Here is a 14,822-nt window from a genome sequence, read left to right as displayed (position 1 = left end):
ACGTTATCAGGAATCGCTGATTCGCTTCATAGGATCAATAGGCGTGATCTATCTCACAGCACTAAACTATATATGGATGTAAATTGATTAAACGAAACTATATATAGTGTTTTAATGTTCTGAGAAGAAGGAGTTGATCGATTTCATGAAAGTCATGAAGAGAGACGGATGCCTGGTCAATTTTGAGATAAGCCGGATTGTAAAGGCGGTGGATAAAGCTTTTATAGCAGTTGAGGGAGTGTCCCGCAAGGAGGCTTCCCTGCAGCTTGGCGAGGAGGTTGTCCGCGCCACCGCGGGGATGGAGCAGGTCAGTGTGGAGGAAATTCAGGATATCGTTGTCGAGCAATTGCAAAGCACAGGTTATGCAGAGGCCGCGGCAGCTTATCAACATTACAGGGAAGCCCGTGACCTGGAGCGGATGCGGCGGGGAGAGCTCTACAAGATCAGCAGGGATGTGATTGGGGTAACGAATCTGGATCTGCTGCGAGAGAATGCGAATCTGAACGGGGAATCATTCAGTGGAAAAATGAGTCGGATCGGCTCCGAGTACGCCAAATGGATGGCAAGCAAATTTATCCTGCCCGGAGAGCTCATGAGAGCCGTCAGGGATGGTTATGTGTACGTACACGACCTGGACCAGTATGCACTCGGAACGACGAACTGTATTTTCATCCCGTTTGATCGTCTATTGGCCAAGGGATTCAATACCGGTAACGGATCGGTCAGGCCGCCGCAGAGCATCATGACTGCGATGGCGCTGGTAGCCATCATTTTTCAATCTCAGCAGAACAGTCAATTCGGCGGCGTGTCCGGAAATAAAATCGATTGGGATCTGGCCCCGTATGTCGGCAAATCGTTTCGCCGGCATTTTCGGAAAGGGCTTGCCTACTTCGGAGAGGTGGAGCAGGGCGAGCATAGACCGAATGTACGAGTTCTTCCCGATAACGAATTATACATAGACAACGAGCAGTTGAAGGACTCTTATCCGCGAATATATCATTACGCATATAACGAAACGGTAAATGAAGTAAAGCAGGCCGCGGAATCCCTGATTCACAATCTGAACACGATGAGCAGCCGGGCGGGCGGACAGATTCCCTTTACATCGCTGAACTATGGCATGTGCACGTCAACGGAAGGAAGGCTGGTATCCCACGCTCTGCTGGATGCCACGATGAGAGGGCTCGGCGGGGGAGAGACGCCGATATTTCCGCAGCATATTTTCCAGTGCAAGCTAGGGGTTAACCAGGCGGAAGGGGAGCCCAATTACGATCTGTTCCTGAAAGCCGTTGAGTGCTCCAGCCGCAGGCTCTACCCGAACTTTGTCAACGTGGATGCGTCGTTTAATCTGGTCTACTATAAGCCGGACGAGCCAGACACGATTATTGCCACCATGGGCTGCAGGACACGGACGATTTCAGACCGGTTCGGGCGAAACCGCCTAAGCGGAAAAGGCAACTTGTCCTTTAATACGATCAATCTGGTTCGTCTCGGCATCGAGCATGGCATCATCGAAGGCAAGCGGGATATGCCCGACCTGAGCCTCTTCTACGAGCAGCTGGATCAGTATATGACGATTGCGGTAGAGGGTTTGATTCACCGCTACGAGCTGCAAGCGGACCAACCGGCCAAAGCGTCCGATTTTATGATGCGGGAAGGCGTGTGGGAAGGCGGCGAAGATCTGGCCCCGGAGGACAAGGTACGCGAACTGATTAAGCACGGCACTCTGGCACTTGGATTCATTGGGCTTGCAGAATGCCTGAAGGCTTTGACCGGACTGCATCACGGAGAGGACGAGAGCAGCCGCAGGCTGGGAATCGAAATCATCCGACATATGCGTCAGTTCTGCGATGCGGCCAGTGAAAAATACGACCTGAACATTACGTTGTTTGCCACGCCGGCAGAAGGGCTGTCCGGAAAATTCACGAAGCTTGACCGGCAAACCTTCGGTGTGATCGAGGGTGTGACAGACCGTGAGTATTATACGAACTCGTTTCATGTACCCGTGTACTATCCAATGGCCGCGTACCGGAAAATCCGTTCCGAAGCTCCTTTCCATGAGCTGTGTAATGCAGGAGCGATTTCTTATGTGGAGCTGGACGGCAATGCCCGGCAGAATACAGCTGCTTTTCGGGACATTGTGCAGTTTGCCTTGAAGCAGAACATTGGCTATTTCTCCGTAAACCATCCCGTCGACCGCTGTCCGGCATGCAACTACGAAGGGATCATCGGAAGCTTTTGCCCTGGATGCGGCGCTACGGAAGATAATGGGGACTTCCAGCGGCTGCGGAGGGTGACGGGATACCTAACGGGCAATTATACGGAGCGCTTCAATTCGGCCAAGCAGGCTGAGGTCAGGGATCGGGTGAAGCATCTGTGAATGTGTGCGGATATATCCCCGAGAGCATTAATGAAGGCCCGGGACTTCGGGCAGTTCTATTCGTGAGCGGCTGCCGTCATGCCTGCGCCGGATGCTTTAATACGGATTCCTGGGACTTTGAAGCGGGGGAGCCGTTTACAGAAGAATTGTCCGCGTCCATACTGCAGGATATCGTCGACAACCCTTTGCTGGATGGCGTGACCTTATGCGGTGGGGACCCGTTCTTCTCGCCGGAGGAATGCGCGGCATTTGTTCGCAAGCTCAGGACCCTCTGTCCCGGGAAAAGTATATGGGCCTACACGGGCTTCACCTTTGAAGCGCTGATAAGGCAGCCGAAGCTGCGCGAATTGGCAAAACAGTGCGACGTTATCGTGGATGGCAAATTCCAGTTGGAGCTAAGGGATGTCTCGCTTCCCTTTCGAGGCAGCTCGAATCAGCGTTTCATTGACGTATCCGCCAGCCTAGAACGCGGAGAAACGGTAGAATATGTTCTTCGCTAACATGTAAAAAAAGAGCACACACTTCACGGAATCTTCCGTGTTAAGCGTGTGCTCTTTTCGTTTAGGCCAGCGGATTAATAAGGAACTTTATCCGCCGTTTCGATCGTTCCGCCGCCAAGGCATTCGTCCCCTTGGTAGAAGACAACGGCTTGACCCGGCGTGATTGCTTTTTGCGGCTTCGCAAACGCGACATGAACGGTTCCGTCTTCGCGCGGAGTTATCGTTACTTCCTGGTCCGGCTGACGGTAGCGGAATTTCGCGGTGCAGGTGTAGGCGTCTTTGGGCATAGCGTCTTGTCCTGCAATCCAGTTGATTCCGGAGGCAGCGAGTCCGGTTGAATACAAACACGGATGATCGCCTTGAACAACGTACAGAATATTGTTAGTCAAATCCTTGTCGGCAACGAACCAAGGCTCTCCGGAGCCTGAGCCGCCAATTCCAAGACCTTGGCGTTGTCCCAGCGTGTAATACATCAGGCCATCATGGCGGCCTTTTACCTCACCGGTGACAATGTCCACCATATCGCCGGATTGGGCTGGGAGGTATTGTCCAAGAAATTCTTTGAAATTCCGCTCGCCGATGAAACAAACGCCGGTGCTGTCTTTTTTCTTGGCGGTATACAGTCCGGCTTCCTCAGCGAGTCGGCGAACTTCGGGTTTCGGGAGATGCCCGATCGGGAACATCGCCTTGGAGAGCTGCTCTTGGCTCAGCGCATTGAGGAAGTAGGTTTGATCCTTGTTGCTGTCGACACCGCGCAGCAGACGGTACTGTCCGTCTTCTTCAATGACGCGGGCGTAATGGCCGGTAGCTACATAGTCGGCTCCCAGATCCACTGCCTTGTTCAGAAATTCGCCGAATTTGATTTCACGGTTGCACATGACATCGGGGTTCGGCGTTCTCCCGGCTTTATATTCATCGAGGAAATAGGAAAATACTTTATCAAAGTACTCCTTCTCGAAATTGACGGTATAGTAGGGAATGTCGAGCTGCTCGCACACGCGGCGCACGTCTTCAGCGTCCGCTTCAGCTGTGCAGTAGCCAAGCTCATCGGTATCATCCCAGTTTTTCATAAAGATGCCGATCACTTCATAGCCCTGCTGTTTGAGCAGGAGCGCTGTTACGGAGGAGTCGACTCCTCCCGACATGCCGACAACGATACGAGTGTTATGTTTTTCTTTTGACATCGTTATCACCATTTTCATATTGAATTGTGCCCATGGAGGTATTTTAACATATTGGAACAAGGTTCACACGTTTCATTTTGTCCACTCAGGGTGAACATTTTTCAGGTTTCCGATTGGAATATTACCCATTGAGGTTCAGGATATGTTACCATAAGCTGAGGGTAATGATCGGAATACGGAGAAAAACACAGGATAAGCTGCTTCGCACGTGGATTATGCCGTATTTGTCGCTCACCCGCCACCTACAATTCATGTACAGGATGGACATAATATACAAATTGCCGAAAGAGGTGTCACCTTTGAAGATATCAACAAAAGGAAGATACGGATTAACCATTATGATGGAGCTGGCCGCCAGGTTTGGTGAAGGGCCGACTTCGCTGAAGAGCATTGCCGAGAAGAACCAGCTGTCGGAACATTATCTTGAGCAGCTGATCGCACCGCTGCGGAATGCAGGGCTGGTCAAAAGCATCCGCGGCGCATACGGAGGCTATATCCTGTCCCGTGATCCGGCATCCATAACGGCCGGGGACGTCATCCGCGTACTGGAAGGACCGATATCTCCTGTGGATTTCACGGAAGAGGACGATCCGGCGAAGCGGGATCTGTGGCTCCGTATCCGCGACAGCATTGCTGAAGTGCTGGATTCCACGACGCTGGATTATCTGATCAACTATCAGGAACAGTCTGCTGCAGACAACTATATGTTTTACATTTAAGGGTGACGGATATGAGATCAGTATATTTGGATCATGCCGCATCAACCCCGGTTCATCCGGAGGTTGCCGAGCGGATGATGAAGGTGATGACAAGCCAATACGGCAATGCTTCAAGCGTTCATGCTTTTGGACGGGAAGCGAAGAAGATCGTGAATGGGGCGCGTGATCGAATTGCGTCCCTTTTAGGATGCCAATCGGACGAGCTGGTGTTCACCGCCGGCGGAACCGAGAGCGATAACCTGGCTATACTTGGATTGCTGGAGTCGCTTGGTGTGAAGGGCAAGCATGTGATTACGTCGGCGATTGAACACCATGCGGTGCTTCATACATGCCATGAGCTGGAACGGCGGGGCTGTGAGGTTACCTATGTCCCCGTCGACTCTACTGGGCGTGTCTCTGTGGAGGACATTGCGGGCGCAATTCAGGACAACACAGTGCTTGTCACCATTATGTATGGCAACAATGAAGTAGGCACCGTTCAGCCGATTTTCGAAATCGGCGAGCTCTGCCGGAGCCGGGGCATCGTGTTCCATACCGATGCTGTTCAGGCCTTGGGATCGGAACCGATCAACTGCCGCGAGCTGCCTGTGGATATGTGGAGTTTTTCCGCCCACAAAATCAACGGACCCCAGGGCGTCGGAGCATTGGTTGTCCGCAGAGGTCTCAGCGTATCTCCGCGTCTGTTCGGAGGGCTGCAGGAGAAGAAGCGTCGCGCCGGAACAGAGAATATGGCTGGAATTGCCGGTTTTACGGCAGCAGTGGAATGGACCGTTATGAATATGGAGGCGCGTATCCAGCATTATCGCGAGCTGAGATCGACGCTGCTCGAAGGACTTCGTCAGGAGATTGGCGAGGATGCTTTTGTGATCAACGGAAATTCGGAACATTACCTACCTCACATCCTAAATATCAGCTTTCCCGGTGCCAATACGGAGACGATGCTGATGAACCTCGATATGGAAAGAATTGCGGCGGCAAGCGGCTCGGCTTGTACGTCGGGATCTCTGGAAATATCCCATGTACTCCAAGCAATGAAACTTTCTGATCCTGTTTTGCGCTCCGCGATTCGTATTAGTTTCGGTTTGGGTAATACTACACAAGAAATGGAGTACACTGCCCAAAAAATTGGAACCATCCTTAATCGGTTACGTAAATAGATGTTAAGGGATTTCTCCTTCTAGGGAATAGGGGGTATGCGTTCGTCCATTTCATCCTTGGAAATGGCCCGTCAGGCTAACGAAATTTTGACCGGCGGCTGATTTCAAACCATGAAGGATGAGGAGGTGTCCACTGTATATGAAACTTCAAGAAATGATTGGACTGGCTGTATTCGACGTGGAGAACGGTAAGGAAATCGGCAAAATCCACGATTTTATACTAGATGAGAACTGGTTGATTACCGGGTTGGAGCTGGAAGGCAAGGCTTTGTTTTCCTCGCATGTGAAAAGCGTCTCATGGGAAGATATCGTAGCATACGGGGAAGATGCCGTCATGATCCGGAGCCAAGAGGCTGTCCGCAAGCTGGGCGCCAATGATATACCGCTTACGTACCTTTTGGGCAAGCGCAAACTGAAAGAGATGCAGGTCTTGACAGAGGATGGCATCCTGCTCGGGCGTATATCGGATGTTTATTTTGAGCAGGAACAGGGCAATACAATACTAGGGTTGGAAATATCCGATGGATTTGTCTCGGATTTGATCGAAGGTCGCAAATGGCTGCCTTGCACAGCGGAAATGGCTATCGGTGAAAGTGCCGTTATGGTACCCCCGATGAGCGAACAGCGTCTGGAAAAAGCCATTAATTCTGTGAACGGATAGGGTGAGGTAGGATGAAATGTCCAAACTGTAGTTCCAAAGATATCGGGAAAATCGGCTCCCACCAGTTTTATTGCTGGGGTTGCTTTATCGAATTGACAGTCAACGGAGAGAAAATGTCCGTATACCAGGTAGAAGAGGATGGCACGCTCAGCTCGCTGGATGATTTGTTCTTCGGTGATGAAATGCAGCCGGATTTCCCTCCAATGCACGCGTCTTCCTAAGAAACGCGTACATATTGCAAGATAACGACTCCTTGCTGAAGGCCTGTATGGCTGACTAAGCAGGAGTCTTTTTCACTTTGTCCGGCGGAAATGTTAGTTTATTTCTGGATGCTTGTACATATACTACAGGGTAGCTTTCGAAAAAGGAGGGTGCCTGTGTGGAACAGCTGACCGAGAACAAATGGTTTCGATTGTTGGTATGGTTAATGCTCGGACTCATCTCTCTTTACTTTGTCTGGCTGCTGCGTCCGCTGTTTCTGGATGTCTATCGATTTCTCAAAGCTGTCCTGGCGCCATTTCTGGTTGCCATGATCATATCTTATGTGCTCAATCCGGTTGTATGCATGCTCTCTGACCGCAAAGTTCCGCGGAGCATGGCCGTGCTGCTCATTTATGCCGTCTTTCTCACGTCGCTTGCCGTCATTCTGATGAACATGATTCCGATGCTGATTCGGCAGCTGGAGGAGCTCAATGAGCACTTGCCTGAATTAACGATGAACGCCCAAAGTTTGATGACCAATCTGGACAGCAGGCTGCTGCCCCCGGGAGTAAGGACAGGCGTCAACAGCTGGTTCTTGCAGATGGAATCGAGGCTGGCCGGAGGGATCTCGGATTTCATGGACAATATCGGCAACACGATTAATATCCTGTTTAACGTGTTAATTGTTCCATTCTTGATCTTTTACATATTAAAAGATTTTGAGGTGTTCCAGCGAACCGCCGTATCCTATCTGCCGCGGAGCCGCCGGAAGTCGATTGTTACGCTGCTTAAGGAAATCGACACGGCTCTTGGAAACTATGTCCGCGGACAATTCCTGGTATGCTTAATCATCGGTGTACTGGCTTATGTAGGCTATATGATCGTTGGTATGCCGTACGCACTGCTGCTGGCAAGCATCGTGGCGGTGTTTAACATCATTCCGTATTTGGGCCCTTTTCTCGGGGCGGCTCCTGCGCTTGTGATGGCGTCCACGATTTCCTGGAAGATGGTGCTGCTGGTGGTGGCCGTTAATATGATCTGCCAGACGCTGGAGAGCAACATCATTTCGCCCCAAGTGGTGGGGAAAAAGCTGCATATGCATCCGCTCCTGATCATTTTTGCGCTCCTTGTCGGCGGTCAGATCGCAGGAACCGTGGGCTTGATTTTGGCTGTTCCCGTCTTTGCCGTCATCAAGGTGCTGCTGCAGCATTTTTTTGCTTATTATGTCAGAAGGAAATCCGGCTGAAGACTCCAGTCTGCAGCGGCAATGTTCATGCATTGACAGATAGTTTCGCCCTATATATACTTGAAATGATAAACCTATAAACGTACAAATCGATGAGAAAATCAAGTAGGCTTTGCGTACCTTGCCCAGAGAACAGGTTCCTGCCCGGAGAGTTTCCGGCTGGCTGCGAGAACCTGGAAGCGAACCTAAGCCGAATGCTAATTTTTGAGTGTGATTCAAATTCACCGGGTGGCCCCCGTTATCCAGCCGTTACGAGGCGATCGTCACTTATGTTGTTCCAGGAGAACCCTGCTGGAGGATAAATGGACGATAACCAGGGTGGTACCGCGAGAACATCGTCCCTGAATTCAATTCAGGGGCGTTTTTTGTGTTCGGAACCAAGTGATCCGGGCGCTATATTATGACTGGAGGAAGTGTAGAGATGAAAGCTAGTGAAATCCGTTCCAAATGGCTAGAGTTTTTTGCAGAGAAAGGCCACAATATCGAGCCAAGTGCATCGCTTGTTCCGCACAATGACCCGTCCCTGCTCTGGATTAATGCAGGCATGGCTCCGCTCAAACCTTATTTTGACGGGCGCGTGAAGCCGGAGAATCCGAGAATTGCGAATTCGCAGAAATGTATTCGGACCAATGATATTGAGAATGTCGGCAAAACCCGCCGCCACCATACATTCTTCGAAATGTTGGGCAACTTCTCCATTGGGGATTATTTTAAGGAAGAGGTTATCACCTGGGCTTGGGAGTTCCTGACGGACAAGAAATGGATCGGCTTCGATCCGGAGAAGCTGTCCGTCACCGTGTATCCGGAAGACGAGGAAGCCTTTAAATTGTGGAACGAAAAAATCGGACTTCCGAAGGAACGCATCATTAAGCTGCAGGATAACTTTTGGGATATCGGCGAAGGACCTTGCGGACCTTGTACCGAGATTTTCTATGATCGCGGTGAAGGATACGACACGGATGCTCCGGAATCCGAAATGTTCCCTGGTGGTGAGAATGAACGCTGGCTCGAAGTATGGAACCTCGTATTCTCCCAGTTCAACCACAACAAGGACGGCAGCTATACACCGCTTCCGAACAAGAACATTGATACGGGTGCAGGGCTTGAGCGCTTTGCTTCCATCCTGCAAAACGTAGCATCCAACTTCGATACCGACCTGTTCCAGCCGATCATCCAGAAGACGGCAGAGCTTGCCGGCGTTAAATACAATGAGAAGACGGAGTACGATATCGCGCTGAAAGTCATTGCAGACCATATCCGGACGGTTGCATTTGCAGTTGGCGATGGCGTGCTGCCTTCCAACGAAGGCCGCGGCTATGTCATCCGTCGTTTGCTCCGCCGTGCGGTTCGTTACGGAAAGGTGCTCGGGCTGGACAAACCATTCATGTATACTTTGACCGGAACCGTAGGCGATATTATGGGCGTATACTATCCAGAGGTCGTTGAGAAGCGCGCCTTTATCGAGAAGGTCATCGCAACGGAAGAAGAACAGTTCCACAAAACGCTCTCCGACGGCTTGAACATCCTGGCTGACGTTAGCGCCGAAGCGAAGAAGCAAGGCAAATCGGTCATTAGCGGCAGCGACGCGTTCAAATTGTATGATACGTATGGCTTCCCGTTTGATTTAACGGAGGATTATGCGTCCGAACACGGATTAACCGTGGACCGTGAAGGCTTTGATGCTGCGATGAAGGAACAGCGTGACCGTGCGCGTGCGGCCCGTCATGAAACGGAAAGCATGAAGGTTCAAGGCGGCGTTCTTTCCGATTATACGGTTAAAAGTGAATTTGTTGGATATAATGACACCGTCAGCGAGGCGAAAGTGCTCGCCATTGTTTCCGGTGACAGCTTCGCAGACAGCGTCAGTGAAGGCGAGACCTGTCAGGTCATTCTGGACGTTACCCCGTTCTATGCCGAAAGCGGCGGCCAGGTCAGCGATCAGGGGATGTTGGAAGGCGGATCCGTTCGTGCCAGAGTGGAAGGTCTCTTCAAGGCTCCCCATGGACAGCATGTGCATTTCGTAACCGTAGAGCTCGGCGAGCTTAAAGTGGGCGATACGGTCAAGGCGCAAGTGGACTCCGCCATGCGCAATGATATCGTCAAGAACCATACCGCTACACACCTTTTGCATAAAGCATTGAAGGAAGTGCTGGGCGATCATGTCAATCAGGCAGGTTCTCTTGTTGAACCGCAGCGTCTGCGCTTCGACTTCTCCCACTTCGGGAGCATTACGCCGGAGGAGCTCGCCGATATTGAGCGCCGCGTGAATGAACAGGTATGGAAGAGCATTCCGGTTGTTATCGAGCGCAAGGCCATTGATGAAGCGAAGGCGATGGGCGCCATGGCACTGTTCGGAGAGAAATACGGAGATATCGTCCGTGTCGTTCAGGTCGGAGATTACAGCATCGAGCTGTGCGGCGGATGCCATGTGGGCAACACCTCCCAGATCGGAATCTTCAAGCTGCTTGGCGAGAGCGGCATCGGCTCCGGCGTTCGCCGCATTGAAGCCGTAACGGGACGTTACGCTTATGAGCATCTGGAAGGCCAAATGGACCTGCTCAAGCAAGCCGCTGGCTTGTTGAAGAGCAATCTTGCGGACGTGCCGAAGCGGATTGAAGGCCTGAACCAGCAGGTGAAGGATCTTGCCCGGGAGAACGAGTCCCTGCAAGGCAAACTCGGAGCAATTGAGGCTAGCCAGTTGACCGATAAAGTGAAGCAGGTCGGAAACACGTCGCTGCTTGCTTCTGAAGTGCAGGCTGGCAGCATGGACGGACTCCGCGGCATTGCTGACGAATTGAAGGGCAAGCTGCCGGAGACGATCCTCGTGCTCGGCTCCAAAGCAGGCGACAAGGTGAATTTCGTCGTAGCCGTTCCGCAGGATTTGGTGAAGCAGGGCTATCATGCCGGCAAACTCGTTAAAGAAGTGGCTTCGATATGCGGCGGAGGCGGCGGAGGCCGTCCGGATATGGCGCAAGCCGGGGGCAAGGATGCTTCCAAACTGATCCAGGCGCTGCAGCACGCCGAGGATCTCATAGCCCGGGGCGTGTAACAGATTTGTCCAGAATGTGTACAGAATGTGTACAGCAAGCAATCGTAAGCGGGATCCAACATTTTGCTGTACACAATCCCGAATTTTTTGGAACACTCTCTAAATATTTCGCTTTCGATTTCCGTAGAGACTTAGGATTATGTTATGATATAACTAGATCAAGCTGGTAAATATTTATTCGACGAAGCATGGTAAACATGTTCTTTGAAGAAGCGAGGTGTGTCACACATGGACTCCATGGATAAGACTGTCAAGTTCAATGTAAAAGGTGATGAAAAGGAGGCTTCCGCCCAGGACATTCTACTTTCGGTATACGATTCGCTGGTAGAGAAGGAGTACAATCCGATTAACCAAATCGTAGGGTATCTTTTGTCCGGGGATCCCGCTTATATACCTCGGCACAATAATGCCAGAAGTTTGATCCGGAAAAAAGAGCGAGATGAATTGATTGAAGAACTGGTCCGGTTCTACTTAGCCAGTCACCGTTAGGAGCACACAGGGATGAAGAAGATCATGGGATTAGATTACGGGGACCGCAGAATCGGTGTTGCCATAAGCGACGCGTTCGGATGGACGGCCCAAGGGGTTGAAGTTATCGAGCGCCGCCGTGATGAAGGCGAACTGGACAGAATTGCCGCACTCGTCAAAGATAACGAGGTCGGTGAAATCGTGGTCGGCTTGCCTAAAAATATGAACGGCACGATTGGTCCGCGGGGCGAAATCTGCATGGAATTCGCAAGCACATTGCGAGAGTCCCTATCCTTACCCGTTCACCTTTGGGATGAACGGCTATCAACAGTATCCGCTGAAAGGACATTGCTTGAAGCCGATGTCAGCCGAAAGAAGCGAAAACAGGTTGTAGATAAAATGGCGGCAAGCTTGATTTTGCAAAACTACTTGGATTCTAAAAGGTAAAGGTGAGGGTGATTACAATGGCTAATGAGCATATTGGTATGGAAGAAGAACCGGAAATTATTTATATTCCCGACGATGAGGGCAACGAGGAAGAATTCGAAGTCATCATGAAATTCGAAGTGGATGGCTCGGATGCTAAATATATGATGGTCGTACCAAGGGAGTCTGCCGACGAAGAGACAGACGAGGTCTACGCCTTCCGTTATGAGGAAGACGGTGACGACTTGAAATTGTTTATGATTGAAGACGATGAAGAATGGGCCATTGTTGAAGAAACCTTCAATACGCTCGTGGAAGAGCTGGACGGGAGAGACGAATGATGTCTGATTTTTCGGTTGAGAATATCGTATGGACCCAAGTACTTAAGGAAGCATTCGGTGAGAGTGTCGAGCTTGAGGACGATAAAGGCCATATCGAGGTTTATGATATTGCCGCCGAATTTGAAGTGGATGGTCAAGGGTATACCATTCTGGTTCAGCCGGATCGAACCGATGAGGCGTACGAGGTGCTTCGTATCGTCAAGGGCGAGGACGGCGGATTGCAGCTGGCAACCATTGACGACGACGAGGAATGGGAGAATGTGTCAGAGCTCTATGATGAGCTGACGTTTCCCGAAGGAGACGAGGATTAAGTTCCCTCCTGCAGGAGCACATGCTTAATTTTCAAATGAAAGTTCAGGAAGGGGCGGAGCTGTCCGCCCCTTTTGGTGTGAAGGGATGAGTAGATTGAAGAAACTGGCAATAGCAGTATTGGTCCTGATCCTCCTTGCGGGCGGGGCCGTATTTTACGTATGGAATGGTTTACAGCCCGTTCAAAGCTCGGAAACTCCCGTCGAATTCACTGTGGAGTCCGGCATGAGCACGTCCTCTATCGCCGATCTGCTTGAGGAAAAGGGACTGATCAAGAATGCCCTTATACTTAAAGGTTATTTAAAGCTTAGCGGGGAAGGAAGCCGTCTGATGGCAGGAACCTATGAGGCAACCCCAGGCACTCCGTTCAAGGAACTGTTATCGAAGATGAACAAAGGCGAAGTGAAGCCCGAGGAGATGGTTCGTTTCACGATCCCTGAGGGATATACGATCCTTCAAATGGCGGAGACCATCGCTCAAGAGAGCGGAATCGATGAGAAGGAATTCTTGAAGGTTGTGGATCAGCCTGCCGGCTGGGATGTTCCGATTACTGGAGAAATTCCCCAGGAAGCAGACCTCAGGCATCATCTCGAGGGATACTTGTTCCCTGCGACCTATGAACTGCCGAAGAAGGATATTACGGCAAAAGGCATTGTAGAAACCATGCTGAAAGAAACGGAGAAGCGTTTGGCCGAAATTCCGGGTTGGGAGCGTCAATTGGAGGCTCGCGGCGTAACGTTCCATGAACTCATGACCGTCGCTTCGCTGGTGGAGCGGGAAGTGGTTGCAGATCAGGAGCGTGCCCTGGTGGCTGGCGTTATATATAATCGATTGGAAGAGGACATGAGGCTGGAAATCGATGCAACCGTTCAATATCTGTTGGATAAACCGAAGGAACGATTGCTTTATGCCGACCTTGAGGTTGAAAGCCCGTATAACACATATCGTCAAAAGGGTCTGCCGCCTGGCCCTATCTCGAGCCCGAGCCTGGAATCGATTCAGGCTGCTTTGAATCCGGAGAAATCCGATTATTTGTTCTATGTAACAAAGAAAGACGGTACACAAGAGCATCTGTTTGCCAAAACGTATAAAGAGCATTTGAAGAATATCGAGACCAGCAAGAAGATGGCACAACAATAATATTACGTGTTGAGCAAGTCCGCTGATACGCTGAGTGACAAGGAACAGATCCAGCTCGTACTCAGAAGAGTCTTGTTGAACAACCTCTAAGTAGGGAGGAATTTTTAAATGAGTATCAAACCTGAATTATTGGCAGCAGCCGGGTCTCTGGCTGATGCCGCTGCTTACCTGGAAGCGGGAGCCGACGCACTGCTCGTTGGCGAGGATCGATTCGGCATGAGACTGCCTGGCAGTCTGACATTGGACGAAATATCCCAAGTCGTACAGCTTGCTCATGAACGAGGAAGCAAAGTGAACGTCAGCTTGAACAACTTGATGACGAATGATTTGCTGCCCGAGCTACCTGCCTATGTTAAGGCGCTCGGAGAAATCGGAGTAGACGCGGTGGAATTTAACGATCCATCCGTACTCACTACCGTAAAAGAGCTGGCTCCTCAGGTAAAACTTCATTGGAACGCAGAAATGACCGCCACCAACTATTCAACGGCCAATTACTGGGGAAGCAAAGGCGCCTCCCGGGTTATTCTTGCGCGTGAATTAAATATGGACGAGGTAACGGACATGAAGCCGCAGCTTCAGCTGGAAGCACAGGTTCAGGTTCATGGCATGACCAACATCTATCATTCCAAGCGGCGCCTGGTGAACAGCTATATGCAGCAGCAGGGCAGACCGGTGAATGAAGGCAGCCTTGGCAAGGAGCGCGGTTTGTTTCTCATTGAAGCTGAGCGTCAAGAAGAGAAATATCCGATCTATGAAGATATCAATGGAACCCATATTATGAGTTCGGAGGATATTTGCATTCTGGAGGATTTGCATCTGTTAATGGCAGCAGGCATGGACAGCTTTAAGGTGGAGACGCTGCTGAAGCCGCGGCATTACAATGAGCTGGTGATTCGAACCTATCGCCAAGCGATTGATTTATATGCTGCAGATGCATCCACTTATGCTTTTCAGGAAGAGTGGATGGACGGAATTCGCGCGATTCAGGATCCGGAACGTGAATTGTCGTTTGGATTTTTCTATAAGGAACAAGTTTATTAA

General features: G+C 50.8%; 15 protein-coding genes. 14 read left to right on the top strand and 1 reads right to left on the bottom strand.

The window, feature by feature from the left end; translation table 11 throughout:
* The first annotated feature begins 145 nt into the window (after positions 1 to 145).
* A complete protein-coding gene (locus tag ACQKPA_RS25170) occupies positions 146 to 2,380 on the top strand; it encodes an anaerobic ribonucleoside triphosphate reductase (protein WP_427495213.1) in 2,235 nt (744 codons plus the stop codon).
* On the top strand, positions 2,377 to 2,880 hold the full coding sequence (gene nrdG, locus ACQKPA_RS25165) for an anaerobic ribonucleoside-triphosphate reductase activating protein (RefSeq protein ID WP_427495211.1): 504 nt from the start codon (positions 2,377 to 2,379) through the stop codon (positions 2,878 to 2,880). The genes ACQKPA_RS25170 and nrdG overlap by 4 nt, the downstream gene beginning before the upstream one ends.
* A 74-nt stretch (positions 2,881 to 2,954) precedes the next feature.
* Here the strand turns inward: nrdG and mnmA are convergent, their stop codons facing one another.
* Complete coding sequence (gene mnmA, locus ACQKPA_RS25160; RefSeq protein WP_427495210.1) at positions 2,955 to 4,064, bottom strand: tRNA 2-thiouridine(34) synthase MnmA; 1,110 nt, start codon at positions 4,062 to 4,064, stop codon at positions 2,955 to 2,957.
* A gap of 299 nt (positions 4,065 to 4,363) precedes the next feature.
* Here mnmA and cymR point away from each other — a divergent pair, with 299 nt between their 5' ends.
* The 12 genes from cymR (at position 4,364) to ACQKPA_RS25100 (ending at position 14,822) form a co-directional block, all read left to right on the top strand.
* Complete coding sequence (gene cymR / locus ACQKPA_RS25155; protein ID WP_071222772.1) at positions 4,364 to 4,783, top strand: cysteine metabolism transcriptional regulator CymR; 420 nt, start codon at positions 4,364 to 4,366, stop codon at positions 4,781 to 4,783.
* Positions 4,784 to 4,794: 11 nt separating this feature from the next.
* Positions 4,795 to 5,940 (top strand): cysteine desulfurase family protein, encoded by a 1,146-nt coding sequence (locus ACQKPA_RS25150; RefSeq protein ID WP_427495209.1) that lies wholly within the window; start codon positions 4,795 to 4,797, stop codon positions 5,938 to 5,940.
* Between the two features lie 139 nt (positions 5,941 to 6,079).
* The gene (locus ACQKPA_RS25145; protein WP_071222774.1) at positions 6,080 to 6,601 is read left to right on the top strand and encodes a PRC-barrel domain-containing protein; all 522 of its coding nucleotides are present in this window, start codon (positions 6,080 to 6,082) and stop codon (positions 6,599 to 6,601) included.
* A gap of 11 nt (positions 6,602 to 6,612) precedes the next feature.
* Positions 6,613 to 6,822, top strand: coding sequence for a hypothetical protein (locus tag ACQKPA_RS25140; RefSeq protein ID WP_071222775.1), 210 nt, complete (start codon positions 6,613 to 6,615; stop codon positions 6,820 to 6,822).
* Between the two features lie 158 nt (positions 6,823 to 6,980).
* Positions 6,981 to 8,048 (top strand): AI-2E family transporter, encoded by a 1,068-nt coding sequence (locus ACQKPA_RS25135; protein ID WP_071222776.1) that lies wholly within the window; start codon positions 6,981 to 6,983, stop codon positions 8,046 to 8,048.
* A 421-nt stretch (positions 8,049 to 8,469) separates the two neighbouring features.
* A complete protein-coding gene (gene alaS, locus ACQKPA_RS25130; RefSeq protein ID WP_427495206.1) occupies positions 8,470 to 11,097 on the top strand; it encodes an alanine--tRNA ligase in 2,628 nt (875 codons plus the stop codon).
* Positions 11,098 to 11,325: 228 nt separating this feature from the next.
* On the top strand, positions 11,326 to 11,586 hold the full coding sequence (locus ACQKPA_RS25125) for an IreB family regulatory phosphoprotein (protein WP_006208869.1): 261 nt from the start codon (positions 11,326 to 11,328) through the stop codon (positions 11,584 to 11,586).
* A gap of 12 nt (positions 11,587 to 11,598) precedes the next feature.
* Positions 11,599 to 12,012, top strand: a complete 414-nt coding sequence (gene ruvX / locus ACQKPA_RS25120) for a Holliday junction resolvase RuvX (protein WP_194541519.1) — start codon at positions 11,599 to 11,601, stop codon at positions 12,010 to 12,012.
* A gap of 17 nt (positions 12,013 to 12,029) precedes the next feature.
* Complete coding sequence (locus ACQKPA_RS25115; protein ID WP_071222779.1) at positions 12,030 to 12,332, top strand: DUF1292 domain-containing protein; 303 nt, start codon at positions 12,030 to 12,032, stop codon at positions 12,330 to 12,332.
* A complete protein-coding gene (locus tag ACQKPA_RS25110) occupies positions 12,329 to 12,643 on the top strand; it encodes a DUF1292 domain-containing protein (RefSeq protein ID WP_427495205.1) in 315 nt (104 codons plus the stop codon). Before ACQKPA_RS25115 ends, ACQKPA_RS25110 begins: the two co-directional genes overlap by 4 nt.
* A gap of 94 nt (positions 12,644 to 12,737) precedes the next feature.
* Positions 12,738 to 13,781, top strand: a complete 1,044-nt coding sequence (gene mltG, locus ACQKPA_RS25105; protein WP_427495256.1) for an endolytic transglycosylase MltG — start codon at positions 12,738 to 12,740, stop codon at positions 13,779 to 13,781.
* A 108-nt stretch (positions 13,782 to 13,889) separates the two neighbouring features.
* Positions 13,890 to 14,822 (top strand): peptidase U32 family protein, encoded by a 933-nt coding sequence (locus tag ACQKPA_RS25100; RefSeq protein WP_427495204.1) that lies wholly within the window; start codon positions 13,890 to 13,892, stop codon positions 14,820 to 14,822.

It is taken from the genome of Paenibacillus sp. NPDC093718, assembly GCF_050279985.1.
In the GTDB taxonomy this organism is placed as follows: Bacteria; Bacillota; Bacilli; order Paenibacillales; family Paenibacillaceae; genus Paenibacillus_AQ.
Note: the sequence above shows the minus strand (reverse complement) of the source record. Positions and strands in the feature narration are given on the sequence as shown.